The 25,318-nt window shown below is 64.5% G+C and carries 23 protein-coding genes, 1 tRNA gene and 1 pseudogene; 18 read left to right on the plus strand and 7 right to left on the minus strand.

Annotation, left to right across the window (positions count from 1 at the left end):
* The first annotated feature begins 365 nt into the window (after positions 1–365).
* The 12 genes and pseudogenes from IV498_RS14945 to IV498_RS15000 all read left to right on the plus strand — a co-directional run bounded on the left by IV498_RS14945 (position 366) and on the right by IV498_RS15000 (position 11,694).
* Positions 366–782, plus strand: a complete 417-nt coding sequence (locus IV498_RS14945; protein ID WP_269047889.1) for an ester cyclase — start codon at positions 366–368, stop codon at positions 780–782.
* Complete coding sequence (locus IV498_RS14950) at positions 779–1,249, plus strand: hypothetical protein (RefSeq protein ID WP_269047891.1); 471 nt, start codon at positions 779–781, stop codon at positions 1,247–1,249. The genes IV498_RS14945 and IV498_RS14950 overlap by 4 nt, the downstream gene beginning before the upstream one ends.
* A gap of 100 nt (positions 1,250–1,349) precedes the next feature.
* The gene (locus IV498_RS14955; RefSeq protein WP_269047892.1) at positions 1,350–2,492 is read left to right on the plus strand and encodes an adenosine deaminase; all 1,143 of its coding nucleotides are present in this window, start codon (positions 1,350–1,352) and stop codon (positions 2,490–2,492) included.
* Positions 2,493–2,503: 11 nt separating this feature from the next.
* Positions 2,504–3,289: a MazG nucleotide pyrophosphohydrolase domain-containing protein gene (locus IV498_RS14960; RefSeq protein WP_330059705.1), complete on the plus strand. Its 786-nt coding sequence runs from the start codon at positions 2,504–2,506 to the stop codon at positions 3,287–3,289.
* A 157-nt stretch (positions 3,290–3,446) separates the two neighbouring features.
* Complete coding sequence (gene eno, locus IV498_RS14965) at positions 3,447–4,730, plus strand: phosphopyruvate hydratase (protein ID WP_269047893.1); 1,284 nt, start codon at positions 3,447–3,449, stop codon at positions 4,728–4,730.
* 486 nt (positions 4,731–5,216) lie between these two features.
* Entirely contained in the window at positions 5,217–5,567 is a 351-nt protein-coding gene (locus IV498_RS14970) for an FtsB family cell division protein (protein ID WP_269047895.1), read from the plus strand.
* Positions 5,568–5,777: 210 nt separating this feature from the next.
* A pseudogene (locus IV498_RS14975) lies at positions 5,778–6,392 on the plus strand (DUF501 domain-containing protein); the annotation flags it as partial.
* Positions 6,393–6,737: 345 nt separating this feature from the next.
* Complete coding sequence (locus IV498_RS14980; RefSeq protein ID WP_269047897.1) at positions 6,738–7,682, plus strand: Ppx/GppA phosphatase family protein; 945 nt, start codon at positions 6,738–6,740, stop codon at positions 7,680–7,682.
* Between the two features lie 15 nt (positions 7,683–7,697).
* Positions 7,698–9,074 carry a S8 family serine peptidase gene (locus tag IV498_RS14985; RefSeq protein ID WP_269047898.1) on the plus strand — a complete coding sequence of 459 codons (1,377 nt, stop codon included), beginning with the start codon at positions 7,698–7,700 and terminating at the stop codon, positions 9,072–9,074.
* Positions 9,075–9,108: 34 nt separating this feature from the next.
* Positions 9,109–10,542 carry an NAD(P)/FAD-dependent oxidoreductase gene (locus tag IV498_RS14990; protein WP_269047899.1) on the plus strand — a complete coding sequence of 478 codons (1,434 nt, stop codon included), beginning with the start codon at positions 9,109–9,111 and terminating at the stop codon, positions 10,540–10,542.
* A gap of 145 nt (positions 10,543–10,687) precedes the next feature.
* Positions 10,688–10,761: transfer RNA gene (locus IV498_RS14995), tRNA-Leu, on the plus strand.
* A gap of 96 nt (positions 10,762–10,857) precedes the next feature.
* The gene (locus tag IV498_RS15000; protein ID WP_269047900.1) at positions 10,858–11,694 is read left to right on the plus strand and encodes a Bax inhibitor-1/YccA family protein; all 837 of its coding nucleotides are present in this window, start codon (positions 10,858–10,860) and stop codon (positions 11,692–11,694) included.
* 137 nt (positions 11,695–11,831) lie between these two features.
* On the opposite strand, the gene IV498_RS15005 is transcribed toward IV498_RS15000, so the two are convergent.
* The 4 genes from IV498_RS15005 to IV498_RS15020 all read right to left on the minus strand — a co-directional run bounded on the left by IV498_RS15005 (position 11,832) and on the right by IV498_RS15020 (position 16,347).
* Positions 11,832–13,055 carry an acetyl-CoA C-acetyltransferase gene (locus IV498_RS15005; protein ID WP_269047914.1) on the minus strand — a complete coding sequence of 408 codons (1,224 nt, stop codon included), beginning with the start codon at positions 13,053–13,055 and terminating at the stop codon, positions 11,832–11,834.
* Positions 13,056–13,232: 177 nt separating this feature from the next.
* Positions 13,233–14,405 (minus strand): galactokinase, encoded by a 1,173-nt coding sequence (gene galK, locus IV498_RS15010; protein WP_269047901.1) that lies wholly within the window; start codon positions 14,403–14,405, stop codon positions 13,233–13,235.
* Entirely contained in the window at positions 14,402–15,538 is a 1,137-nt protein-coding gene (galT, locus tag IV498_RS15015) for a galactose-1-phosphate uridylyltransferase (RefSeq protein WP_269047902.1), read from the minus strand. The genes galK and galT overlap by 4 nt, the downstream gene beginning before the upstream one ends.
* On the minus strand, positions 15,535–16,347 hold the full coding sequence (locus IV498_RS15020) for a DeoR/GlpR family DNA-binding transcription regulator (protein ID WP_269047903.1): 813 nt from the start codon (positions 16,345–16,347) through the stop codon (positions 15,535–15,537). Before IV498_RS15020 ends, galT begins: the two co-directional genes overlap by 4 nt.
* Before the next feature lie 194 nt (positions 16,348–16,541).
* Between IV498_RS15020 and IV498_RS15025 the strand changes: the two genes are divergently transcribed.
* The 3 genes from IV498_RS15025 (at position 16,542) to IV498_RS15035 (ending at position 19,808) form a co-directional block, all read left to right on the plus strand.
* On the plus strand, positions 16,542–17,936 hold the full coding sequence (locus IV498_RS15025) for an AI-2E family transporter (RefSeq protein WP_269047904.1): 1,395 nt from the start codon (positions 16,542–16,544) through the stop codon (positions 17,934–17,936).
* Positions 17,933–19,171, plus strand: a complete 1,239-nt coding sequence (gene ilvA / locus IV498_RS15030) for a threonine ammonia-lyase (protein ID WP_269047905.1) — start codon at positions 17,933–17,935, stop codon at positions 19,169–19,171. The genes IV498_RS15025 and ilvA overlap by 4 nt, the downstream gene beginning before the upstream one ends.
* A gap of 106 nt (positions 19,172–19,277) precedes the next feature.
* Positions 19,278–19,808 (plus strand): rhomboid family intramembrane serine protease, encoded by a 531-nt coding sequence (locus IV498_RS15035; protein WP_269047906.1) that lies wholly within the window; start codon positions 19,278–19,280, stop codon positions 19,806–19,808.
* A 144-nt stretch (positions 19,809–19,952) separates the two neighbouring features.
* On the opposite strand, the gene greA is transcribed toward IV498_RS15035, so the two are convergent.
* The gene (gene greA, locus IV498_RS15040) at positions 19,953–20,447 is read right to left on the minus strand and encodes a transcription elongation factor GreA (protein ID WP_269047907.1); all 495 of its coding nucleotides are present in this window, start codon (positions 20,445–20,447) and stop codon (positions 19,953–19,955) included.
* Between the two features lie 169 nt (positions 20,448–20,616).
* The gene (locus tag IV498_RS15045) at positions 20,617–21,054 is read right to left on the minus strand and encodes a DUF4307 domain-containing protein (RefSeq protein ID WP_269047908.1); all 438 of its coding nucleotides are present in this window, start codon (positions 21,052–21,054) and stop codon (positions 20,617–20,619) included.
* Between the two features lie 284 nt (positions 21,055–21,338).
* Between IV498_RS15045 and mca the strand changes: the two genes are divergently transcribed.
* The 3 genes from mca (at position 21,339) to IV498_RS15060 (ending at position 24,922) form a co-directional block, all read left to right on the plus strand.
* Positions 21,339–22,247, plus strand: coding sequence for a mycothiol conjugate amidase Mca (mca, locus tag IV498_RS15050; RefSeq protein WP_269047909.1), 909 nt, complete (start codon positions 21,339–21,341; stop codon positions 22,245–22,247).
* A 64-nt stretch (positions 22,248–22,311) separates the two neighbouring features.
* A complete protein-coding gene (locus tag IV498_RS15055; RefSeq protein WP_269047910.1) occupies positions 22,312–22,743 on the plus strand; it encodes a hypothetical protein in 432 nt (143 codons plus the stop codon).
* Positions 22,712–24,922, plus strand: a complete 2,211-nt coding sequence (locus IV498_RS15060; protein WP_269047911.1) for a thioredoxin domain-containing protein — start codon at positions 22,712–22,714, stop codon at positions 24,920–24,922. Before IV498_RS15055 ends, IV498_RS15060 begins: the two co-directional genes overlap by 32 nt.
* A gap of 7 nt (positions 24,923–24,929) precedes the next feature.
* Here the strand turns inward: IV498_RS15060 and IV498_RS15065 are convergent.
* The coding region (locus IV498_RS15065; RefSeq protein WP_269047912.1) for a hemolysin III family protein at positions 24,930–25,318 on the minus strand (389 nt) is incomplete at its 5' end.

Consider the following 25,318-nt stretch of genomic DNA (forward strand, 5'->3'; position numbering starts at 1 on the left):
ACGTTTCTTTGGATTGAAGGCTATTACAACACACGTCGCCGCCATTCAACGCTCGGCACGTTTCTTTGGATTGAAGGCTATTACAACACACGTCGCCGCCATTCAACGCTCGGCTATTTGACGCCAGCCGAAATTGAGTTAGGCTATAAATCTATTCACGAACTCGCGGCATAATCCCGAGTCCACAAAAACGGGAACACTCCAGGCATGGTCGTCGTCGTACATGTATAGCTGCGCGGGATCGGGTGGTGTCCGGAGTGATTTATCAGCAGGCTTGCCTTTCCTTGGAGCAGACGGAAGGATGGCGAAGGTAACGGCCAGACCAACCACACCGGGTGCCAGTGGTGCCCAACGAAGGGATTGCCTTGACCAGCGAACGTAATACCGAAGCCCAGAGCCGCTTTGCCGAGGGCGTGAACAGCGGGAATTTTGACGTCTTTGATGAAGTCGTCGCCGCGGAGAGCGTCGATCATGATCCGGCACCGGGTCAAGGTCCGGGACCGCAGGGCTTCCGGGACATGTTCACCGAACTCCGGACGGCATTTCCCGATCTGCATGTGGAAGTGGAACACCTGACCGCCACCGAGGACGATGTTGCGTTTGCTTACACGATCACCGGCACACACCAGGGCGAGCTGATGGGTTACCCCGCCACCGGGAACTCGTTCCGTATCCGCGGAATGCAAATTGGGCGTTTCGCCGACGGCAAATTAGTCGAACGATGGGGTAGCAGCGATCAGCTTGGAATGCTGACTCAGCTGGGCCTGGTTCCGCAGCCATGAGCCTGCTCGGGGGCCTGGTTTCAGGTGCCGCGGCGGGCGCGGCCGGCACCACGGCGTTGAGCGCCGTCACCTATCTGGACATGCTGACGAGGGCACGCCCCAGCAGCAGCACGCCGGAAGAGACGGTCAAAAAACTTGCGGAAGCAACCGGAACGCAGATTCCCGGTACCAAGGATGAACAGCAGAACCGGGTATCGGCGCTTGGGCCGCTGACAGGACTGGCCGTCGGCATCGGCGTGGGCGCTGCGCTGGGTTTCGCGCGGGCGGCGGGCCTGCGGTCCGGGGCGCTGACAACCACGGTGTTGGGGACCCTGGGTGCGCTGGCTGGCAGCAATGGACCTATGACCATCCTTGGAGTGTCAGACCCGCGCAGCTGGTCCGTCACGGATTGGGTGAGTGATGTGGTCCCACATCTGGCCTATGGAGCTGTCACGGCGGCCACCCTGCGGTCGCTCGACCGTTATTAGCGTTCTTCCGGAGCCGGCTGAAGTGCCACGCTGCTGCGGCCGGCTCCGGAATGGGCCGCTGGAACTGGCATTGCTGCCACAGCGTCCATAGAGTTGAACCGTGACTCTCCCAGCCAAGAACGACCAGACCGCCACCGACGCCACCTTTGACCTGCGAAACCTGCCCAAGGTTTCCTTGCATGATCATTTGGATGGCGGGCTCAGGCCGGCCACCATCATCGAGTTGGCGGCAGCCATCGGGCATGGCCTGCCCTCCACGGATCCGGTTGCCCTGGCACAGTGGTTCCGGGAGTCGGCAGATTCCGGTTCCCTGGTACGTTACCTGGAAACTTTCGACCATACGATCGCCGTCATGCAGACCAGGGACGGACTGACTCGAGTCGCCAGGGAGTTCGTTGAAGATTTGGCGGACGACGGCGTCGTCTACGGTGAGGTGCGTTGGGCACCTGAGCAGCATCTGAGTCAGGGCCTGACGCTTGACGAAGTCGTTGAGGCCGTTCAGCAGGGGCTTGAATCGGGCGTCAAAGTCGTGGAGGAATCCGGCCGGCACATCGGGGTGGGCCAGCTCATTACGGCTATGCGGCACGCTGACCGAGGTCAGGAGATCGCCGAACTGGCGGTTCGGCATAGGGACTCGGGTGCGGTTGGATTCGACATCGCCGGCGCGGAGGACGGTTTTTTGGCATCCCGCTTTCGGGACGCCTTCACCTATCTGGCGGAAAACAACTTTCCGGTCACGGTCCACGCCGGCGAGGCCGCTGGCTTGGACAGTATCCAGGACGCGCTGGTCCACGGCCGGGCGTTGCGGCTGGGGCACGGAGTTCGCATTGCCGAGGATATAGAGGTCGAATTCGCTCCGGATGAGGATAACTCGGCCGACGTCGGCACGGTCACCTTGGGCAGGCTCGCCGCCTGGGTCCGGGACCGTGGCATCGCCTTGGAGATCTGTCCCTCGTCGAACCTGCAGACCGGAGCTATCTCTGGCTTCGGGGACAGCATTGAAGACCACCCGTTGGACCTGCTTTACCAGACCGGCTTCCGTGTGACCATTAATACCGATAACCGGCTGATGAGCGGCGTAACCCTCACCGACGAATTCGACCTCCTGGTGGAGACCTTTGACTACGATCTGGATGACCTGCTGACGCTGACCCTCAATGCGGCCGAGGCGGCCTTCCTGCCGCTGGAGGAGCGCGATGCGCTGGTAGATTACTTCACTGAGGCCTACTCGAACGCCCGTTGATGATGTCCGCCGTGCCTGCATCAAGCGTGGAGCCGCCGGCTTCGCCAGCCCTGGGTGCGACAGGCCTGGCCGTGGAGGAGCTGGTGCAGGTCATCGCTTCGCTGCGGAGTCACTGTCCTTGGATGGCAGCGCTGACCCACGCGTCGCTCGTGGAGTATTTGGTGGAGGAATCCTACGAACTCGTCGAAGCTCTCGAGACCGGCTCGGGCATGGATGTGCAGGGCGAGTTGGGCGACGTTTTGCTGCAGGTGGTGCTGCATGCGCAGCTTGCCCAAGAAGCGTGCAGCTTTACCTTCGCTGACGTGGCTGCGGGGCTGCGAGCGAAGATGAAACGGCGCAATCCACATGTGTTCCACGCTGATGGCTCACTGCGCGACAATTTCCCCGCCACCGAGGCGGAGATCGTGGCTGCCTGGCACCGGATAAAGCGCGAGGAGCGCGCCGTCGGGGGGCCGCCGTCGCCCTTCGACGGAATTCCTGTTGCCCTGCCTGCCCTTGCCCGGGCGCAGAAGTCGTTGGATCGGGCGGCCCGCGCCACCCAAAGCGGTCAAGGCGGTCGAACTGGTCAAGGCGGTCGAACTGGTCAAGGGAGCCAGAACAGTCAAGGCAGCCCAGACGGCTCGGCGGGACAGCTGGATCGGGCGATGGAGGTGGGAACCGAGGCCGAACTCGGGGACCTGCTGCTCGGCATTGTCCGGATCGCCCGGGCCAAGGGGTTCGATGCTGAACGAGCGCTGCGGACGGCGGTGCGCAACTTCCAGCAGGAAAGTACCGCCGCAGGACCGAGTGAAACATAGGAGGTTGGCGCACCCCGACGCGCTAGGCTAAGAGAGACAGCGAGGTCGATTTCCATCCTCCGGCCAGCTACCACCGCCGTCCGGAGCCAGGCTGGGGAGCCAAGGCAAGAACCGACGCAACAGCACTGACGACGAGAGCACAGACGAGGAGCCATCCATGGCCATCATTGACGCCATTCATGCACGCGAAATCCTGGATTCCCGGGGCAACCCCACCATCGAGGTCGAGGTCGGCCTTGACGATGGTTCGGTCGGCCGCGCCGCGGTTCCGTCAGGGGCCTCAACCGGCGCTTTTGAAGCCGTGGAACGCCGCGATGGTGAAAAGGATCGCTATCAGGGCAAGGGTGTCCGGCAGGGGGTCGATGCTGTGATCGACACCATTGGGCCGGCGTTGCTCGGTTTTGATGCGACCGACCAGCGGCTGATCGACCAGACCATGCGGGACTTGGACGGCACCGCCAACAAATCCAACTTGGGTGCCAACGCGATCCTCGGCGTATCGTTGGCCGTCGCGAATGCTGCCGCAGATTCCGCGGACCTCCCGCTCTACCGCTACCTGGGTGGCCCGAACGCCCACGTCCTGCCGGTCCCGCTGATGAATATCCTCAACGGCGGCTCACACGCCGATTCTGATGTGGACATCCAGGAGTTCATGGTGGTTCCGTTGGGTGCGGCAACCTTTTCAGAAGGCCTGCGCTGGGGCGTCGAGGTATATCACACACTCAAATCAGTGCTGCAGGAAAAGGGGCTGTCCACCGGATTGGGCGACGAAGGCGGTTTCGCACCCAACCTCCCCTCCAACCGCGCCGCGCTGGATTTGATTACCGAGGCCATCACCCGGGCCGGCTACACACCGGGCAAGGACGTTGCTCTTGCCCTGGACGTGGCCTCCTCCGAGTTCTATAAGGACGGGGCCTACCAGTTCGAAGGGAAAGCCCGCAGCTGGGAGGAAATGTCGGCATACTACGAGGAACTGGTGCGCGACTACCCGTTGGTCTCCATCGAGGACCCGCTGGACGAGGATGACTGGGAAGGCTGGGCGGCGCTGACTGCCACGCTGGGGGACAAGGTCCAGATCGTCGGTGACGACCTGTTCGTCACGAACCCGGAGCGCCTGCAGCGGGGCATTGACGGAAAATCAGCCAATTCGTTGCTGGTGAAGGTCAACCAGATCGGCACCCTGACCGAGACGCTGGAAGCGGTCTCCATGGCACAGCGCGCCGGGTTCACTACCATCACGTCGCACCGTTCGGGTGAAACCGAGGACACCACCATCGCGGACATCTGCGTTGCCACTAATGCGGGCCAAATCAAGACCGGCGCCCCGGCCCGGTCGGAGCGGGTGGCGAAGTACAACCAGCTGCTGCGCATCGAGGAAGAGCTCGACGACGCTGCCCGGTATGCCGGATTGAGCGCCTTCCCGCGTTTCACGGCCAGCTGAACAGGCGGGTCTGGCTAAGCTGGTTACCAGGCCTTAGCCAGACCCGGGCGCAGCCCGACTGTCCCGTTGTGAAACCGGACAGCTGAACCGCAGATCTACAGGAGAATCATGGCCACCCGTCGTCCGAAGGTTCCGAGTGCGCGTTTTACCCACGGCACGAAGACTCCGGAACCCGGTAATGGACCTGACATTAGTGCTTTAAACATTGGTGCCGCGGATGGGAAGCGAGCGGGGGCTCCCGGTTCCGGTTCGACTGCCAGCGGAAGTACCACTTCCGCCCGGGAGGCTGGCGGCAGTGCTGAAGTTGCGGGTCGGACGAAGGTGTCCCGGAGGCAGCGTGCCCGGAATCTGGTTTCGCCTTCCAACTGGAGCGGCGGAGCCTGGCGCAGGCGGGGCCGCAGTGTGCCGGCGATTGATGCTGATTCCGGACCGCCGCTAAAGCCGATTCCGGCGAGGGCGTTTTCGGGACGAATGCTGGCCCTTGTGGTGGTGCTGCTGACCATCACGGTTCTGCTGGCGCCCTCAGTGCGTAATTTCCTGCAGCAGCGGGCTCAGATCGGTGCGCTTCAACAGAACATCCAGAGCAAAGAGCAGCAGCAGGCCGACCTCAAAAAGGAACTTTCGCGCTGGGACGATCCTGCCTACATCAAAGCCCAGGCGCGCGACCGGGTGAACATGGTGATGCCCGGCGAAACCAGCTACTGGGTGTATGGAGCTGATGGCACCGTAACCACGCCCTCCAGCGGCACTGATGCTCCGGCCGGTAAGGTTAAACCGACCGACCTCCCTTGGGTGGACGGGTTGTTGCAGTCCATCAAGCGCTCCGCCACGCGATAACGGGACTGGCAGCTGCTCCTCGCTCAACCAATGCCCCACTCAACAAGAGCTCAGCTAACGAGCGCCGCGGCTAAAAATGCATCCTGACCAATTGTGACTCTGACCAATTTAGACCCTGACCAATAAAGGCACCGCGCAATTTAGACCCTGACCAATAATGGCGCTGCGCTGCCGCATGGGGATCATGTCCCCTAAACAGAGAGGACTACGGTGAAGCCAGTATCGTCATCGCCCCCGGAAGCGCCGGGACTGCCTTCGGCTCAGGACCTGCAGACGCTCAGCCGGCAATTGAACCGGCCCGTGCGCGACGTCGTCGAAATCCCGGCGCGCTGTATCTGTGGTAACCCACTGGTGGCGGCAACAGCGCCTCGGCTGAGCAATTCCATTCCTTTCCCGACGACCTTCTACCTCACCCACCCTGTAATCACGGCTGCCGTTTCGCGGCTGGAGGCCGCCGGTGTGATGAACGAGATGAGTGAGCGGCTGCTCACCGACGCGCCATTGGCCGAGGCGTATCGTGGTGCACACGTGGCGTATCTGGCCGCGCGGAAGCAGATCGGGGACCGCGCCGGGACCGGAGACGTCCCCGAAATTGAGGGAATTTCGGCCGGCGGGATGCCCACCAGAGTCAAGTGTCTGCACGTGCTCGTGGGGCACGCCCTCGCCGCGGGCCCAGGGGTCAACCCACTGGGAGATGAGGCCATCGAGAGGATTTCTCCTTGGTGGACGCAGGGGAGTTGCTATTGTGCCGGGGCTTGGGACGTCGAGGGCGCGGTGCCCACCAAGGATCTCAGCCGGCACGTGCGGCACCTGGGCACACAAGGCTGAGCCGCGGGCCGGCTCACCGAATCCACCCAGCCCCTTGCCGGACGTCGCCCCCATCGTTGAATTCCGTCAGATGGTGCGGGACCCGTTCACCCGCCGGCGAATCCACCCAGCCGCGGCCTAGCCCGCCCACTCGCTTGCTGAACCAGCCCACGCGCTTCCGAATCCATCCATTCACTTGCTGAACCGGCCCACGCGCTTCCGAATCCATCCACTCACTTGCTGAACCAGCCCACGCGCTTCCGAATCCGCCCACTCGCTTGCTGAACCAGCCCACGCGCTTCCGAATTCATCCACTCACTTGCTGAACCCGCCGTGGACCATTGCCCCAAAGAAAGGCTTGACATGCGCGTTGCCGCCATTGATTGCGGAACTAATTCCATCCGACTGCTGATAGCCGATATTGATGACTCCGGCCAGCTCAAGGATGTGCACCGAGAGATGCGGGTCGTCCGTCTTGGTCAGGGCGTGGACGCGACGGGACGGCTGGCCGACGAAGCGCTAACACGAACGTTCGCGGCAGCTGAAGACTACGCGGCGCTGATCACTGGTCACGGCGTGGATCAGCTACGCTTCGTCGCCACCTCGGCTACCCGGGATGCAGCGAATCGGGACGTCTTCATTGACGGAATTCGGGATCGGCTGGGTGTTGAGCCGGAGGTGGTCAGCGGCGGCGAAGAGGCGGCGCTCTCCTTCGCCGGGGCGGCCAGTGTGCTGCCGGCGCTGGGGGAGCCGTTGGTGCTGGTGGTGGATCTGGGTGGTGGCAGTACCGAATTCGTGGTTGGTAACGCGGACGGCGTCCGGGCGGCGAGGAGCATGGATATGGGCTGTGTCCGTTTCACCGAACGGCATCTGCGCAGCGATCCGCCCACGGCGTCCGAGACGGCGGCCGCTGTGGCGGAGGTTGAGGACAACATCGCTTCAGTGTGCAGGACCGTACCCCTGGATGCCGTCGCCACGCTGGTGGGTGTTGCAGGATCGGTCACCACCATTACGGCCCACGCGCTGGGACTGGCAAAGTATCAACCGGAGCTGATCCATGCCGCCGAGCTGCCCACCGAACGCATCATTGATGCCTGCACCTCGCTGCTCCAAATGACCCGGGAGCAACGCGCCGAACTGCCGTACATGCATCCCGGCCGGGTCGACGTCATCGGGGCCGGTGCGTTGATCTGGCGTACGGTGGTGTCCCGGATGAGTGAGCTGACAGGGCAGCGCGTCAGCTCGGCCATGTCCAGCGAGCACGATATTCTGGATGGAATCGCTCTGGGCATGTCCCGGCACGGATGACGGGACTTTAGGCGAATGCGGGTATTGACCAGGGTGCGCCCTGCGGCCGCGGGAGTGCTTGCCGTGGGCCTGTTGCTGGGATCCAGTGTTGTGGGACTCGCGTCCGCTCCGGCGGCCTCTGCCGACGACATTCGCAACCGGGAGTACTGGCTGGAGGACTATGGCATCGCCAAGGCTTGGGACGTCTCCAAGGGAGCCGGGGTCAAGGTTGCCATTATCGACAGCGGCGTGGACGGAACGCACCAGGATCTCAAGGGCGCGGTGGTTGGGGGCACGGATGTCTCAGGTTCCGGCAGCGCCAACGGACAAAAAGGCATCGGTTCCGAGCCGGTGCATGGCACCTTGGTGGCCTCGCTGTTGGCCGGGCGGGGTCACGCCGGTTCCAGTGCTTCGGCCAGTGCCAGTGGCAAAGCCAGCGCCAGCGCGAAGGCGTCTCGGGCAGGGGCGGGGCCCGACGGCGTCATAGGGGTTGCGCCGGAGGCGCAGTTGCTCAGCGTCTCGGCATGGCTTGGAAGCCCGAACCCCTCCGGGAAGAGCATTGATGAGCAGATACCCGACGCCGTGCATTGGGCCGTTGACCACGGTGCGAAGGTGATCAACATGTCCCTCGGAAGCACCTCAACAGCTTGGCCGCAGAGCTGGGACGAGGCCTTCCTGTACGCCGAACAGCAGGATGTGGTGATAGTTGCGGCCGCAGGCAATCGGGCCACGGGCAGCGCGCAGGTCGGCGCGCCAGCCACCATCCCGGGCGTGCTGGCCGTGGGTGGGCTGAACTATGACGGCACCGCCAGCAAGGATTCCTCCTCGCAGGGCATCACTATCGGCGTGTCGGCGCCGGCGGAAAAGCTGGTGGGTGGGCTGCCTGGCGGTGGTTATGCGGACTGGAGTGGAACGTCCGGCGCGGCTCCTATTGTCTCTGGTGTTGCCGCTTTGATCCGGTCGCGGTACCCGGACATGTCCGCCGCTCAGGTGATCAACCGGATCATCTCCACCGCCAAACCGGCCGGGTCCCCGCGGCCGAACGCGATTTATGGTTACGGCTTGCTGGACGCCGAAGCCGCGCTCACGGCAAACGTTGCCCCCGTCAAAGCAAATCCGCTCGGCAATATCGCTGACTGGATCCGGATCCACCGCCGCGGCGCCGTGCCAACGCCCCCTACGCAGCCGCCGGCACCGCCGTCGGCCGCCGGTCCATCCCTGCCGGAACCGACCGCTCCGGTGGCGCTGCCCCCCTCGAAGCTCGACAGTGCCCTGCCGATGGCATTGGTTCTTGGGTTCTCCGGGTTGTTGCTGCTGCTCGTTGCGGCTGGCAGCGTACATGTGCTGGTGGCCCGTCGACGGCTTCGGGAAGGAGAGCCGGAGAGCAACCCTTCGGCGTCCGGAAACAGTTAGTGAATTTTTTCACAAACCCTAGTAGCATGTAGGCATGGTATTTACAGCCCAGCTTCAGGACCGTCCCCGCGTACTCGTTGTCGGTGGAGGCTACGTCGGACTTTACGTTGCCCTCCGACTGCAGAAGAAGATCGCCAACGCCGGTGGCATTGTCACCGTGGTGGATCCACTGCCCTACATGACTTACCAGCCGTTCCTCCCCGAGGTGGCAGCGGGCAACATCGAAGCCCGCCATGCGGTTGTTTCACACCGCCAGCACCTGAAGCAGACCGAGCTTATCCAGGGCCGCGTCACGGCCGTGGACCATGCCAACCGGACTGCCATGGTGGCTCCGGCCGACGGCGGCGCGCCGTTCGCGGTGCCCTACTTCGACGTTGTCCTGGCGGCCGGATCCATCACCCGGACTTTCCCGATCAAGGGACTGGCCGAGAATGGCATCGGCCTGAAGACCATCGAGGAAGCCGTTTCGCTGCGCAATAAGATCCTGGAGTGCGTCGAAGCCGCCTCCACCGAGACCGATCGGGCCAAGCGCGCGCGGCTGTTGACCTTCGTCGTCGTCGGCGGTGGCTTTGCCGGCATCGAAACCATCACCGAACTCGAAGATATGGCCCGCACGGCCGCACGCAAAAATCCCCGTATCGATGTAGCTGAGCTGCGCTTCGTGCTGGTCGAGGCGATGGGCCGAATCATGCCCGAGGTCACCGAAAAGCAGGCCGAATGGGTGGTGGAGCACCTGCGCAGCCGCAACATCGAGGTGCTGCTGAACACCTCGCTGGATAACGCCGAGGGCAACCACCTGAAGCTGATCAACCTTCCGGACAAGTCCCCGGCTCAGGAATTCGACACCGATACCCTGATCTGGACCGCCGGTGTGCAGGCCAACCCGATGGTCCGTTCCACCGACTTCCCGATCGACGAGCGTGGCCGGGTCATGGTTGGCGCGGACCTGCGGATCACCGGCGAATTCGGTCCGGTGGAGAACGCCTGGGCCGCCGGTGACGTCGCGGCGGTGCCGGACCTGACCGGTGGCGGTGTTGGCGGTTTCTGCGTCCCGAATGCACAGCATGCCCTGCGCCAGTCCAAGCGTCTGGCTAAGAACCTGTGGGCCTCGCGCTGGGACAAGCCACTGACGGACTACCGGCACAAGAACTTGGGTGCCGTGGCCGGCTTCGGCCAATGGAAGGGCGTTGCCAACATCATGGGCGTTGGGCTCAAGGGCCCGCTGGCCTGGCTGGCGCACCGCGGTTACCACGGACTGGCGATGCCGACGTTCGAGCGCAAAGCGCGCGTTCTCTCAAACTGGTTCCTCACGCTGTTCACCGGTCGCGACACCACCATGCTGCTGGACTTGGATCAGCCACGTGCGGCCTTCCGCGCTGCGGCCACCCCGCCCGCGAAGAAGCCCGCTCCGGCGGCCGATCCGGTCAACGCCGCAACCGAGACCAAGGCCACCGCACCGGTAAAGTAGCACGGCAGGCCAAGCCTGTTCAGCCGCACGGTAGCGCCGAATGAGCGCTGGACAGCTGGCGCCCCGCGGTGTCCGCCCCCTGACGGGACGGGCGCCGCGGGCGTTTCCGCAGCCGACAGCACATCGAGTACGCTTGATCGACCGAGCCCCAGTAGCCCAATCGGCAGAGGCAGCAGACTTAAAATCTGCACAGTGAGAGTTCGAGTCTCTCCTGGGGCACCGATCCGCGCCGCCGCGGGAACTTTCCGTACCGGGCGTTCGTCATTGTTGTTAGGGTGGAAGATCACCTGCCCCCACCTTTGGAGGACCTGCATCATGGCTCGCGGCGGAAATCCGGTATTTGCCGGCAATAAAAATTTCAAGGCATCATCGGCCTACTCCGGCCAAAGCCGATCCTTTTCCGGTGAAACCGGAGCGGGGATGACCAGCGCGCAGCTGCAGGATCTGTACAACGCGCCGCCGGCCGGCCCGGCGCAGACAGGTCGGATGACGTACGACGACGTCATCATCAAGACCGTGGGCACGCTGGCTTTAGTACTGGTGGGTGCTGCCGCGGGCTGGATCTTCCCGATCCTCACCCTGCCGGGAATGTTGGTCGGACTGATCCTTGGGCTGGTTAACGCCTTCAAGCGTGAGCCGTCGCCGGCACTGATTCTGCTCTACGCGGTCTTCGAAGGCGCATTCCTGGGCGGCCTGTCCGGCTTCTTGGAGGGGCTGTATCCGGGCATCGTGGTTCAGGCCGTGATTGGCTCGCTGTCGGTGTTCGCGGTGACTCTGCTGCTTTTCAAGAGCGGAAAGGTGCGTGCGACGCCGAAGTCCATGAAGATTTTCATGATCGCTCTGGGCGGCTACGCGCTCTTCTCCCTGATCAATCTGGGTCTGATGGTCTTCAATGTCACCAGCAGCCCATGGGGTATCCGGAGCATGGACATTCCCGGGACCAGCATCCCCTTCGGCGTGGTGCTTGGCCTGCTGGCCGTTGGTCTCGCCGCCTTTTCGCTGGTGATGGACTTCACCTCCATTCAGCAGGGCGTTACCGGCGGGATCCCGGCGAAGTACTCGTGGACTGCGGCCTTCGGCCTCACCGTGACACTGGTCTGGCTGTACGTGGAAATCCTGCGCCTGCTGGCCATCCTGCGGGGAAATAACTAAGCGAAGTCCACCTGGGTAGGCCTGTCCGGCTGCGCCAAGCTAAGCCCACCTGCGCCCGGCTGCCTATGTGTGCCAAGCCAAGCCCGCCTGCGTCCGGCCGTCGGGCCGAAACCGGTATGCCGTCAAGCCGGCTGCTCTCAGCTGAGGCGCTCCAGGATCAGCGCCATGCCCTGACCGCCGCCCACACACAGCGTTGCCAGCCCCAGCGAACCGTCCGTCGTCGTCAGACCATTGAGCAGCGTCGTCACCATCCTGGCGCCGGTCATGCCGAAGGGGTGGCCCAGAGCGATGGCGCCGCCATGGACATTGAGCTTAGCCGGGTCGATCTGGAGAGCGCGGGCACTGGCGACCACCTGCACCGCGAAGGCTTCGTTGAGTTCCACCAAGTCAATGTCGTCGATGGTCAGCCGTGCCAGCGCCAGTGCCCGCCGGGTTGCCTCGATGGGACCGAGCCCCATGATTTCCGGCGACAGGGCGCTGACGCCGGTGGAGACGATGCGCGCCAGTGGTGTAAGGCCCAGGTCACGGGCGCGTGCGGCACTGAGGACGACGACGGCGGCCGCACCGTCGTTGAGCGGGCAAGCGTTTCCGGCTGTCACGGTTCCGTCTGGTCGGAAGACCGGCGCCAGTTGACTGACCGCTGCCATACTGACGCCTGAACGCGGCGAGTCGTCCCGGTCGACGACGACGCCGTCACGGCGCGTGTAGGGGGTGATTTCCCGGGCGAAGAATCCGCCGGCGATAGCCGTTTCGGCCCTGTTCTGGCTTTGTACCGCCCATTCGTCCTGCTCGACGCGGCTGATGCCCTCAACACTGGCAACGTTTTCCGCCGTCTGCCCCATCGAAACGTAGACGTCCGGCAATTCGCCATTGCGGCGCGGGTCGGTCCACGGTGCATTCGTGCCCGCACGCGCCGCGGAATGCTGCGACGCCGAGGCAAAGGTGGGATTGTGGTTGGCCTGCCCGGTTTCCCCGGCGCCGGCCCAGTTCTGGTAGCGCGAGACCGATTCGACGCCGGCCGCCACAAAGGCGTGCCCCTCGCCGGCGCGGATGGCATGAAAGGCCATCCGCAGGGTCTGGACGCTGGAGGCGCAAAAACGGTTGACCGTGGCGGCCGGAACGTCGTCAAGGCCGGCCAGGACGCTCACCACGCGGGCCATGTTGGATCCGGCCTCGCCACTGGGTTCCGCACACCCGAGATAGAGATCATCGAGGTTATGCGGATCCAGAGCCGGCACCTTAGCCAGCGCAGCCAGGACCATCGCGGCGGCAAGATCGTCGGGACGTTCGTCCTTCAGGGATCCCTTGAAGGCGCGTCCGATCGGGCTGCGGGCAGTGGAGACAATGACGGCGTCGGGCATCAATTCGGGCATGGACCCATTGTGGCCGGGAATAGACCCCTACTCAACCCTTCCTGCCCGGCCCTCTCCACGGCCTCGTCGCCGTTCCTCCTTGGCCGTCTCCTCAACAACCTCCTCAGCCGCCGTCTCAACGGCCTCCCCCCAACGGCCCTCTCTACGGCCTCCTCAGCCGCCGTCTCAGACCACGCGCCGCGCGCCCGCGCCCGGGGAGACAGCAAAAATATCCGGGCGGGCGTAATCTGCCTCGGCAAAGGCGGACAGTACGGCCTGCCGAACCGTCGCTTCAGCTGCCACATCGATTACGGCGATGGCTGAACCGCCAAAACCACCGCCGGTCATCCGGGCGCCCAAGGCTCCGTTGCCGCGCGCCGTCCCAACGGCGAGATCCAGTTCCGGACAAGAGATTTCGAAATCATCGCGCATCGAAGCATGACTGGCATCCAGCAGGTCCCCAATGCTTGCCGGCCCGGTTGTCGCGAGCCTGCTGACCGTCTCGGCGACCCTTGCATTCTCGGTGACCACATGCCGGACCCGGCGGAAGGTCTCCTCGTCCAGGAGGCCGGCGGCTTCCGGCAGATCCGCCGGTGACAGATCCCGCAGCGCCGGAACTCCACAAACCTCGGCGCCGAGCTCACAGGAGGCCCGGCGCGCGGCATATCCGCCGGAGGCATGGGCATGGCTGACCTTGGTATCGATTACCAGCATTCGCAGATGGTGTCGTGCCAAGTCGAGCGGCACCGCCTCCGCGGCCCGGCTTCGACAGTCCAAAAAGACCGCATGCCCCTCGGTGGCCAGAAGGGACGCGGACTGATCCAAAATGCCGGTCGGGGCGCCCACTACTTCATTTTCCGCCCGCTGGCCCACCAGGACCAGCTCTTCCCGGCTCAAACCAGCCCCGGTCAGGTCGTTGAGGGCCAACGCGACGGCACATTCGATGGCGGCTGAGGAGGACAGGCCGGCACCGGAGGGAACCGAGGAGTCCAGATAGAGGTCGAAGCCCGGCACGCTGATACCGCGCTGCTGCAGAACCCAGGCGACGCCAAGCGGATATGCCGTCCAGCCGTTCATCGTCCCGGGATGCAGCTGGTCCAGATCCACACTGACCTGTTTCCTCTCAGCCAGACTGGAAATCAGCCGGACTTTCCGGTCCGGGCGCAGCCGAACAGCCACCTGCGCAATGCGGTCAATGGCAAACGGGAGGACAAAGCCCTCGTTGTAGTCGGTATGCTCGCCGATCAGGTTCACCCGTCCGGGGGCTGCCCAGACACCGTCGGGGGAGTGCTGGTATCGGTCCTTGAACAGCAGCGCCAACTCCGCTGGGCTCAATGGCTTGGACTGCGTGCCGGTCATTGGGTTCTCCCTCCTGTGGAAGCGCTGGCTTTACTGTGCGCGCCGGCATCGCGCAGGGCCGACGCGGCCCGTTCGGGCGTGCTGTCATTGATGAAGGCGCCCATCGCGGCCTCCGATCCCGCGAGGAATTTCAGCTTGTCTGCTGAGCGTCGGGGCGAGGTCAGCTGCAGATGGAGATAGCTGGCCGGACGGAAATAATCATCCACCGGTGCCTGGTGCCAGGCCGCAATATACGGCGTTGGCGTGGCATACAGATTGTCCAGCCGACCCAGCAGGTCCAGATACATGCTGGCCAGTTCATCGCGTTCGGGTCCGGTCAAACCTGCGATATCGGCCACTTGTCGGTGCGGGGTGAGATGAACCTCCAGCGGCCAGTGCGCAGCAAACGGTACGTAGGCGCTGAAATGGCGGCCTTCGGCGATCATCCGGTCCCCGGCCGACCGCTCCGAGCCCAGGATTGACCCGGTCAGCGTCAGGCGTCCATCCGCGGCGTCGAAGAACCGGCGGGCGGCGCCGGCCATCACGGCGGCGCGCGGCGGAAGATAAGGGTAGGCATAGATCTGCCCGTGCGGATGATGGAGCGTGACACCGATCTCCTCACCGCGGTTTTCAAAAGGAAATACCTGCCGGATGCCGGGCATGGCGCTGAGGGCTTCGGTCCGTGCTGCCCAGGCGTCGATCACCGTTCGTGCCCGCTGTGGCGGCAGAGAGCCGAAGGATCCGGTGTGGTCGGAGGTGAAGGAGACCACCTCGCAGCGGCCAAAGCCGGTGCCCGAAGTGCCCCAGCCGGGGGTGGAGGGGGCCATCCCGAGAGCGGGCCCAAGCGAAGGGAAACGGTTTTCAAAGACAGCGACATCGTAATTCGGGCCCGGAATTTCGGACAGATTTTCGGCAGTACTGGGGCACAGCGGGCACTGGTTGGCCGGTGGCAGGTAGGTTCGCGTCTGCCTGCGGGTGGCCACGGCCACCCAATCACCGGTGAGAGCATCAAAGCGGATCTCACCGGTGTCCTCGTCCGAGCGAGGCAGCAGCGGACGCCTGTCCCGCTCTGGATGCGGTTTCGCCATGGCTCCGTCATCGAAATAGATGAGTTCCCGGCCGTCGGCGAGGGTGGTGGACGTAGCTGCCGTCACGACAGAACCTCGTTTCGCGAAGGGGAGGCCGCTGATGGGGCGGCGATCAAAAGCGATTTGATCAGCGGCCGGAAGGCGGCGGTCACGTCGTCGTCGGCTCCGTCGTCGGTGATCAGCGTGTCCACCTCGGACAGCCCGGCAATGCAGGCCAGGGCGCGGACACCGAATTTAGTGTGGTCGGCCAGAACCACCAGTCGCGCGGCCGAGCGGGCAAACGCCCGGTTCGTTTCCGCCTCAACCAAATTGGGGCTGGTGAGTCCGCGCCGGAGGTCCACGCCGTGCACACCCAAGAAGCAGATATCCGCATTGAGCATCTCGATCGCGGCGGACGCCACCGAACCGACGAGCGCCTCCGAGGGCGTCCGCTCACCGCCAGTAACGATGACCTTCGTGCCGTGCGCCGGCTGGTGCAGGTTCAGTGCCTCGGCCGCCTTGAGCGAGTTGGTGACCACAGTAAGTCCCTCCACGTCGTTGAGCAGAGTGGCCAGCCGGTAGGTGGTGGTGCCGCCGGTCAGCGCTATCGTCATGCCCGGTTCGACGAGCGTCCGGGCCATCCGTGCGATGGCGGCTTTCGCTTCCAGCTCGCGGTCCGCGTTGGAAGCAAAGCCAGGTTCGACTGCACTCAGCCGCGCGATCCGGGTGGCTCCGCCGTGGATCTTGCGCAGCAGTCCCTTGGCATCAAGGGCCTCCACATCACGGCGGACCGTCATTTCGCTCACGCCCAAGGCCGTTGCCAGGTCCGTGACCCGAACGGCCTCGGAACGCTGCAGGGCCCGGAGAATGCTGGATTGCCGTGCAGGTGCAAGCACATCGACTCCTTCGGTACCACGTTCCTGCCCTTCCTCGACACTCGAAGGAAAACAAAAACAAAATCGAATAGTTTCAAACAAAATATAACATCAGTGGGTGCCGCTTAGCCACGGTCCACCGTTGTGGAAGCTGTTCGGGCGGCGGTGATGCGACACGGTTTCAGTATTGACGGCCGCTGGGGAATCATTGAGCCATGAGGCCTTCTTCAGAGCGCAGTAATTCGGCCAGTCCCGGACCAGCGGAGGACATGCCCTACGCCGTCCGCATCGCTGCCTCCTGGGCCTGGCGGACGGGAGTTATCCTGCTGATGGGCGGGACCTTGATCTGGCTGATGGCCAAGATCAGCCTGCTCATTATTCCGGTGCTGGTGGCCGCACTGCTGGCTGGCTTGCTCTATCCGATCGTTGCCTGGCTGACCCGGCACCGGGTACCGCGCGGATTGTCAGTTGCCATCACAGAACTAGGCATGATAGCCGTCGTCCTCGGCGCACTTGCCCTGGTGGGGCGCCAACTGGTGACCGGCTTCTCGGATTTGCGGGATCAAGCGCTTCAGGGCGTCCACCAGGTGCAGGGCTGGCTCTCCTCCGGCCCCCTGCACTTGAGCGCGGACCAGATTGATAAGTATGTTCAGGACGGCGTGAACGCGCTGCAGAACAACAGCAGCAGCATTCTTAGTGGAGCGCTGACGTTCGGCAGCACGGCCGGCCATTTTGGTGTGGGGCTGTTACTCGCGCTCTTTGTCCTGATCTTTTTCCTGCTGGAAGGGGAGCGGATCTGGTCCTTCCTGGTGCGGCTGCTGCCGCACGTGGCCAGACGGGGCGCGGATGGTGCTGGCCGGCACGGCTGGGGCTCTATGGTCAGCTACGTGCGGATCCAACTGTTCGTGGCCTTCGTCGACGCCGTGGGAATTGGCGGCGGCGCTGCAATCCTCGGCGTTCCATTGGCCCTGCCGCTGGGCGTGCTGGTGCTGCTGGGATCATTCATCCCTGTAGTGGGTGCCCTGGTGACGGGTTCGGTCGCCATCCTGCTTGCGCTGGTGGCCAATGGCGTGGTCAATGCCCTGTTCATGCTCGGAATCGTACTGTTGGTCCAACTGCTGGAAAGTCACGTTCTGCAGCCTCTGGTGATGGGTAAAGCCGTGTCGCTGCACCCCGTGGCGGTGATCCTGGCGGTGGCGGCCGGCTCATTCCTGGCTGGCATTCCCGGTGCCCTTTTTGCCGTTCCGATGTTGGCCGTGACCAACACTGCGGTCCGTTACGTTTCCTCCCGCGGCTGGGAGCATGATCCGCTGCTGCCCGACGACGCCGAGCCGGCGCCGGAACTCGACGCTGGAATCAACGGCGCACCCCAACGGCACGTGGACCCCTCGATCCGGGAGATCCGGCTGCAGATCCGCAGCCTGCGCATGCAGGGGCTGCGCCGCCCGCGCCCGCGCTCGGGCAGGAGCGTCCGAGCGCGCGGCGCCCGGCAGGGCACGCCTGGTCAGGGCACGCCTGGGCAGATTGCGTCCGACCGCGCCACCCGCCCGGGCGGCAGCGATCCCCAGTCGCACCCGGCCGAGCGGCCGCGCAACGAGGATGAGCTGTGACCGCCAGCAGCGAGCTTCCCGTCACTTTGGCCGATGTGCAGGCAGCGCAGCGTATCCTGCAAGGCATTATCGCCCACACCCCGGTGGAAAGCTCCCGGGCCTTGGGCCGGCTGACGGGTACCGAGGTATTCCTCAAGTGCGAAAATCTGCAGCGGGCGGGCTCCTTCAAGGTCCGCGGGGCGTATGTACGAATGGCGAAGCTCAGTGAACGTGAACGAGCCAAAGGTGTGGTGGCCGCTTCGGCCGGAAATCATGCACAGGGCGTCGCGGTGGCCGCGAAAAGCCTCGGCATCTCGGCCCGGATCTTCATGCCGGTGGGCGTGGCGCTGCCCAAGCTCGCGGCAACGCGCAGCCACGGCGCAGAAGTGGTGCTGCACGGGCACAATGTCGATGAGGCGCTGACGGAAGCCCAGCGCTACGCGGACGAGACCGGTGCGGTGTTCGTGCACCCGTTCGACAACGTGGATGTTGTGGCGGGGCAGGGCACAATCGGACTGGAAATACTGGAACAGATTCCCACCGTGGATACGGTGCTGATGGGTGTTGGTGGTGGAGGGCTGCTGGCCGGGGTGGCGGTGGCCATCAAAGCCAGGGCGCGGGAGCTGGGCCGTGAGATCCGGATCATCGGCGTGCAGGCGGAGAATGCCGCGGCATATCCGCCCTCACTGGCCGCGGACGCCTTGGTGCCGCTCAAGCGGGTGTCCACCATGGCGGACGGCATAGCCGTGGGACGCCCGGGGCAGTTGCCATTCACCATCATTCGGGAGCTGGTGGACGACGTGGTGACCGTCAGCGAAGATTCGCTCGCCCGGGCCCTGATTTTCCTGCTGGAGCGGGCCAAGATGGTGGTGGAGCCGGCCGGGGCGGTCGGTGTGGCCGCGCTGATGGATGGCAAGATAGAAAATCCCGGCACCACGGCGGTGGTCCTGACCGGCGGAAACATCGACCCGATGCTGATGCTCAAGGTCATCCAGCGCGGTTTGGCGGCGGCTGGACGGTTCATGACGGTCCGCATGATGCTGGACGACCGGCCGGGTTCCTTGGCCACGATTTCGCGGATCATTGCGGAGAATGACGCAAACGTCACGGGTGTGGATCACACCCGGGTGGGCGGATCCATCAATATGGGAGATGTCTCCATCACGGTTAATCTCGAAACTAAGGGCCATGAACACTGCGAACAGGTCCTCACGGCGCTGCGTACTGAGGGCTTCCAACCGATCGTGGTGCACTGAGGTGGGCACTTTTCGAAACCCCTCGCGCCGTAGTTTGCGGCAAGGGGGACCGCTGCGCCAAACGCGCCCTAGATTTTCCGGCGCGGAACGGGCCAAGGCCGGGGTCGTGGTGGTGGCTGCCGGAACGGCGCTGTTGTACTTGATCCAGCTCATCCACGTGCTGACGGGACCGCTGCTGATCCGCACCCTCGGCATCTTTCCGCGGCAGCCGCAGAGCCTGCCGGACATCCTCTCCGCGCCGCTGCTGCACGCCGGCTGGCTGCACCTGATGGCAAACACGGTGCCCTTCGTCGTGTTTGCCTTCCTGACCTTTTTGGCCGGACTGCGACCCTTTCTGGTCGCGCTGGCCATGAGCTGGCTGGTATCGGGCCTGACCGTCTGGCTGATCGGCGGCGGGATTACGGTGGGCATCTCCGGGGTGATCTTCGGCCTGTTCGCTTTCCTGCTGGTCCGCGGATTCCTCAACCGAGCCTGGCCGCAGATTCTGCTCGCGTTGGTATTGCTGGCATGCTATGGCGGCATTCTCTGGGGTCTGCTGCCCACCGTGGCTTCGAGCATCTCCTGGCAGGGGCACCTGGGTGGGGCCGTTGGTGGCGTGCTGGCCGCCGTCGTCGTGCGTCGCCGGGCGTCAGCCTGAGCCGTGCCGGATGTGCTGGCGGCCGTCGCCGGTCTCGGTCCGCCGACGACGGCGCCGGTCAGCCGACGCCGCTGGTTTCAGTCAGCCGACGACGGCGCCCGGCCAGCCCAGCCAGCGACGCCCGGTCAGCGAATGCCGCGCCGGTCAGCCGACGTAGGGCTTGGCCGAGATAACTTCAACCTGGATTTCCCTGCCGTTTGGGGCCGTGTAGCTAAGCATGTCGCCGGCCTTATGGCCGTGGATGGCCGCGCCCAGCGGTGACTTCTCGCTGAATACGTCGAGATCGGTGTCGCCGGCAACCTCGCGGCTGCCCAGCAGGAAGGTGGTCTCGTCGCCCGCGATTTTTGCCACCACCAGCATGCCCGGCTCCACCACGCCGTCGTCGGCCGGGGCCTCGCCCACGTGGGCATCACGCAGCAACTCGGTCAGCTGGCGGATCCGGGCCTCAATTTTGCCCTGCTCATCCTTGGCCGCGTGGTAGCCGCCGTTTTCCTTCAGATCGCCCTCGGACCGCGCCTGCTCAATCTTCTTCACAATTTCGGACCGTCCCGGGCCGGACAGGTGCTCCAACTCGGCCGACAAACGGTTGTATGCCTCCTGGGTCAACCAGGCTGCGGGTGCGCTGTTAGAGATAGACACTGACTTCTCCTCGGGAAGGGGCTGACAAGCAAAGACCCCGCCGACGTTGGCGCTCACCGTGCCTGAGCACAATGCCGTAGCCAACCAAGCGGGGCAGGATATGCGTCCAGTCTAGGCAAGAGAACGAATTATCCCAAGGTGACCGGACGGAATTGTCCGAAATGAGACGTTAGCCGGAAACCAGCCAGCAGCTGTCCACCACGCCGGAAACTGCCAGTGACTCGGTGCGCGCCTTGGCACGGTGCGCCGTCGTCCGGCCCTGGTCGGCGCCCGTACCCGCGGCGTTGGGACCGATGGTCAGCACGTCCCAGCCGACGACGGCGAAATCGGAACCGAGCGCTTTGACGGCGCACTGCGCGGTGCTGCCCGGATTTTTGATGACCTGGAAATCCACCTCGGTCAGGGTGGCGTCGGTGACTGAAAAGCCGATTACCTTCGAATCCACCGCAGCCGGACCGCGGCCGACCGCCAGCCACGTGACGAAGGCCAGCACGAGGACGGCGATCACGGCGGTCAGGATAATTTTCTTCCGGCGCGTCAGAGCGCGCTTGGGCCTGCCATACCGATTGGTTAGGCTGGTGGCTGCTGATGCATCAGAGACGGTCACTGGAGTCCATGGTTTTTGTATCCGCTGGATTGGCTCCAACGTATCTGCTGTATCTCCGCACGCGGCGGATCCGGACACTTCCAGTTTATCGTTCCTGGAGACAGGGTATGAGCCGGAGGAGTTCCGTCGCATAGAATTTTTTGCGGGAGCCGGCGCACAGAGCAGGCAGCCCGTGGACCCGGCCCGAAAACCAGGTCAAATGGACCGACTGGAACGACCAACTAAATAGACCGGCGAAATACACAACCAGCCGTGAGACCGGCAGAAGATCAGGAGGTAGCCCCGTGGCCACCGCAGAGGGCTATTCCGGAGCAGGACTGCGGCTGTTGGCCGTGCATGCTCATCCCGATGACGAGGCGAGCAAGGGTGCCGCCATGATGGCGCGCTATGCCGCCGAGGGGATCGAGGTGATGGTGGCGACCTGCACTGGAGGGGAACGTGGGGGGATCCAGAATCCTGCTATGGAGGTCGATGCCCACTCGAAGCGGGACATGGCGGGTACCCGGCGGACCGAAATGGCCAAGGCAGCCGCGGCGCTGGGCATCCAGCACCGCTGGTTGGGGTTCGTGGATTCCGGCTTGCCCGAGGGCGACCCGCTGCCGGAGCTTCCGGCAGCCTGCTTTGCCCGGCAACCACTGGAGCGGGCCGCTGCGCCACTGGTGCGGCTGGTCCGCCGGTTCAAGCCCCAGGTCATCGTCAGCTACGACGAGAATGGCGGTTACCCGCATCCGGACCACATCATGGCTCATCGGGTGGCGGTCGAGGCCTTCCACGCCGCCGGCGATTCGAGCCGCTATGCCGGGGCCGGTCCGGTCTGGGAACCCTCCAAGCTGTACTACGACCTGGCCTTCAACCCGCAGCGGTTCCGCGCCCTGCACTTTGCCCTGGAGGAAGCTGGGCTGCAGTCACCGTATGCGGAGCGGATTGCCGCCTGGATGGAATCGGACGCGGAAGGTAACAAGCCACCGGTGGGGCGTCATCCAACCACCACGCAGGTGGACTGCGGCGAGTACTTTGAGCACCGTGAGGCGGCGCTGCGGGCGCACGCCACCCAGGTGGATCCGGAAGGATTCTTTTTTGCCGTTTCGGCTGGAATGCAGCGCACCGTCTGGCCGTGGGAAGACTATTCTCTGATCGAATCCCGGGTGGAGACCTCGCTGCCCGAGCACGATCTTTTCGCTGGCCTACGATAGAGACTGGAGCGGTGCTCCTCGGATCCTTCTGAAGGCGCCGGCGGGAAACAAAGAAAGACTGATATTGCGTACTTCGTATTTGGTGCTGGTCACTACTGCACCGCCAACCGACCCATCCCTGCGGCCGGGCCTGGACGCGAATCAGGTCAGCCCGGGGTTTCTGGGCTTCCTCTTCACCTTCTTCATCGTGGCCATCATGTTCTTCCTGATCCGGGACATGGTCAAGCGCATCCGCCGGGTCCGCTACCGCGGCCAAGTGGAAGAGGAGCAGCAGGCACGGCTGGCTGCCGCCGAAGACGCAGGGGAAGCGGACGACGCCGGGACCTCCTCGGCAGGTTCCGCCACCGGCGCGGACGCGGGGAACGCCGCGGATGCTGCCGCGCCGACGGCGTTGGCAAAACGGCGAAGCCACGGTGGCAGCCACGGTCCCGATGCGGAGCTTAGCGACAGCGGGAGCCAGGACGATGGACCGACAGACCAGACCGGGCCGCGCTAACAAACTGGCCGGGCAGCCCTCGGCCTACCTTCGCCAGCACGCGGGGAATCCGGTGGACTGGCAGCCCTTTGGTGAACCCGCTTTTGCCGAGGCGCGGCTGCGCGACGTTCCGGTTTTCCTTTCCGTGGGTTATGCGGCCTGCCACTGGTGTCACGTCATGGCTCATGAATCTTTTGAAGATGCAGCCATTGCCGACTACCTCAACGCGCACTTTGTGTCCGTCAAGGTGGACCGCGAGGAACGCCCGGATGTCGATTCGGTCTACCTGACCGCGACCCAAGTCATCAGCGGGCAGGGTGGCTGGCCGATGAGCGTCTTTTTAAATCCAGATGGATTGGCCTTCCACGCTGGAACCTATTTTCCGCCCCGGCCGGTGGCCGGCAGAGCGTCGTTTCGCCAAGTTCTGGAGGCCGTCGTCGAGGCGTGGACCCAACGCCGGGACCAGGTGGAACGCAGTGCGGCGGAGCTGGCCCGTAGTTTGGCCACCAACCCGCTCGGCCGGGTCAGCGTGCGGGCACCCGAAACGTTGGACGCCGCCCCAGCGCTGGAACCCGGGTTGGAATCGGCTCGGGAACCGCGCGGCACCCCAGGCTGGGTGGGCATCGAGGGCCCCGTCCGGGTATACGGCGGCGTCCCCCCGGTCGGCCGGGAAATCACTGTCGCTGCCGTCGAACTCTTGGGGCGCTCGGAGGATCCCAACTTCAGCGGCTTCGGCGGTGCCCCTAAATTTCCGCCGTCGCCGCTGCTGGAATTCTTGATCCGGCACGCAGCCGGCAACCAGCGCTCCGCCAACGAAGCCCGCGGCATGGCCGCGCGGACCCTGTCGGCGATGTCGTCGTCGGCCCTCTTCGACCAGATCGATGGCGGGTTTGCCCGCTACTCGGTGAACGAGGACTGGTCGGTGCCGCATTTCGAGAAGATGCTTTACGACAATGCCGCCCTGACACGGGTGTTCGCGCATTGGCTCCGGCTGCCGGACGCGCCGGACCTCCCGCATCTGGAAGCCAAACGGGTTCTGCGGCAGACCGCGTCGTGGCTGCATAGCGGGCTGCGGTTGCCAGGTGGGGCATTTGCTTCGTCGCTGGACGCGGACACCGTGGTGGAGGGAGTGCATGAGGAGGGCGCCAGCTATCTCTGGACGCCCAAGCAGCTGCAGGCCGCGGCAACTTCCGCCGGGGCACCCGAGCTGGGACCGCGAATTGCCGCCATGATGAACGTCCGGGTGCAGGGAACGGTCACCGCTGAAGGTTCCGCCTTGCATCCCGGCACGCCGCTGTCGCCGGAGGACCGCGACAGCTGGGATAGGGTGGCGCCGGAACTGTCGCGGCTGCGGGCCCGACGGCCTCAGCCCGGCCGCGACGAGAAGGTGGTGGCCGGCTGGAACGGACTCGCCATTGCAGCCCTGGCCGATGCCGGCCTGATCCTCAACGACACAGCGCTGGTGGCGGCCGCGACCCAAGCGGCCGATTACCTGCAGCGGGTGCATTGGAACGATGGGGTCCTTACCCGCGTCTCGTTTGACGGTATGGCACGGGGCATCGGCGGGCTCTTGGAGGATTATGCCTTTACCGCCGATGGCCTGCTGGCACTCTATGCCGCAACCGGCGTCGACCGCTGGTACCGGCTGGCCGAAGAGCTCATCATTGCCGCCGGGGAACGATTCGTGATCGACGGCATGCTGGCGGACTCCGCCGCCGAGTCGGAGCAGGTGTTCAATGCCCAGGGCCGGAGCCGTTCCGTCGATCCCTTCGATGGGCCTACGGCCAGCGGCAGCTCGGCCTTCGCCTCTGCGCTGCTGAGCTATGCCGGCTACAGCGGCTCCAGCCGGCACCGGGCCATGGCGGAACACATTCTTTCAACTGTTCCGTCCTTCGCGCTCCGGGCGCCACGGGTCGCGGGATGGTCGTTGGCGGCCGCTGAGGCTTTGTTGGCCGGACCGGTGGAGGTTGCCATCACCGGTCCGGAAGGACCCGCCCGCTCGGAGCTTATTCGGGCAGCGGCGCTTTCAGGATCGCCCGGCCTCATACTGGCCGTGGGCGGCAGCAGTGAAAGCTCCGTGCCGCTGCTGGCCGGACGCGCAGCCGCCGGCGTACCGATGGCCTACGTTTGTGAAGGAATGGTGTGCCAACGGCCGGTCGCCACGGTCCAGGACCTCCAAGCCCTGCTGCAGGACTCGTAACCGCGTCTTAGCCCATGGGAGCTGCCGACCCGGCAGTAGTCAACGCCAGCACGGCAGTCAGCGCCGCGCCGTAATGCGCGGCGAAGCCGATCACGGTACAAGCGTGGAAGAGTTCGTGGAAACCGAAATGCTCCGCGCTGAAGTTTGGTTTTCTGATGCCGTACATCAAGGCGCCGGCGATGTAAAAGACTCCGCCCACGAAGATCAGCGTCGTTGCCCGAACGCTGGCGGCTGCGAAATCGGGAACAAAGAAGAGGGCGGCGAGCCCCAACGCCACGTAGATCGGAACATAGAGCCATCGCGGGGTGGCGAGCAGCGCCAGATGGTAGCGCCAGTCCATGTAGTTGGTAGCGCGGTTCTGACGAGGTGGTAGCGGCCCGGGCGGGTGCCCGGGCC

Origin of the sequence: Paenarthrobacter sp. Z7-10 (assembly GCF_026932795.1) — a bacterium.
GTDB lineage: Bacteria > Actinomycetota > Actinomycetes > Actinomycetales > Micrococcaceae > Arthrobacter_M.

Coding starts and splice junctions, on each gene's coding strand:
- IV498_RS14950 (WP_269047891.1), top strand. CDS start 779: ATGAGCCTGCTCGGGGGCCTGGTTTCAGGTGCCGCGGCGGGCGCGGCC.
- eno (WP_269047893.1), top strand. CDS start 3,447: ATGGCCATCATTGACGCCATTCATGCACGCGAAATCCTGGATTCCCGG.
- IV498_RS14980 (WP_269047897.1), top strand. CDS start 6,738: ATGCGCGTTGCCGCCATTGATTGCGGAACTAATTCCATCCGACTGCTG.
- IV498_RS14985 (WP_269047898.1), top strand. CDS start 7,698: ATGCGGGTATTGACCAGGGTGCGCCCTGCGGCCGCGGGAGTGCTTGCC.
- IV498_RS14990 (WP_269047899.1), top strand. CDS start 9,109: ATGGTATTTACAGCCCAGCTTCAGGACCGTCCCCGCGTACTCGTTGTC.
- IV498_RS15000 (WP_269047900.1), top strand. CDS start 10,858: ATGGCTCGCGGCGGAAATCCGGTATTTGCCGGCAATAAAAATTTCAAG.
- IV498_RS15005 (WP_269047914.1), bottom strand. CDS start 13,055: ATGCCCGACGCCGTCATTGTCTCCACTGCCCGCAGCCCGATCGGACGC.
- galK (WP_269047901.1), bottom strand. CDS start 14,405: ATGACCGGCACGCAGTCCAAGCCATTGAGCCCAGCGGAGTTGGCGCTG.
- IV498_RS15025 (WP_269047904.1), top strand. CDS start 16,542: ATGAGGCCTTCTTCAGAGCGCAGTAATTCGGCCAGTCCCGGACCAGCG.
- IV498_RS15060 (WP_269047911.1), top strand. CDS start 22,712: ATGGACCGACAGACCAGACCGGGCCGCGCTAACAAACTGGCCGGGCAG.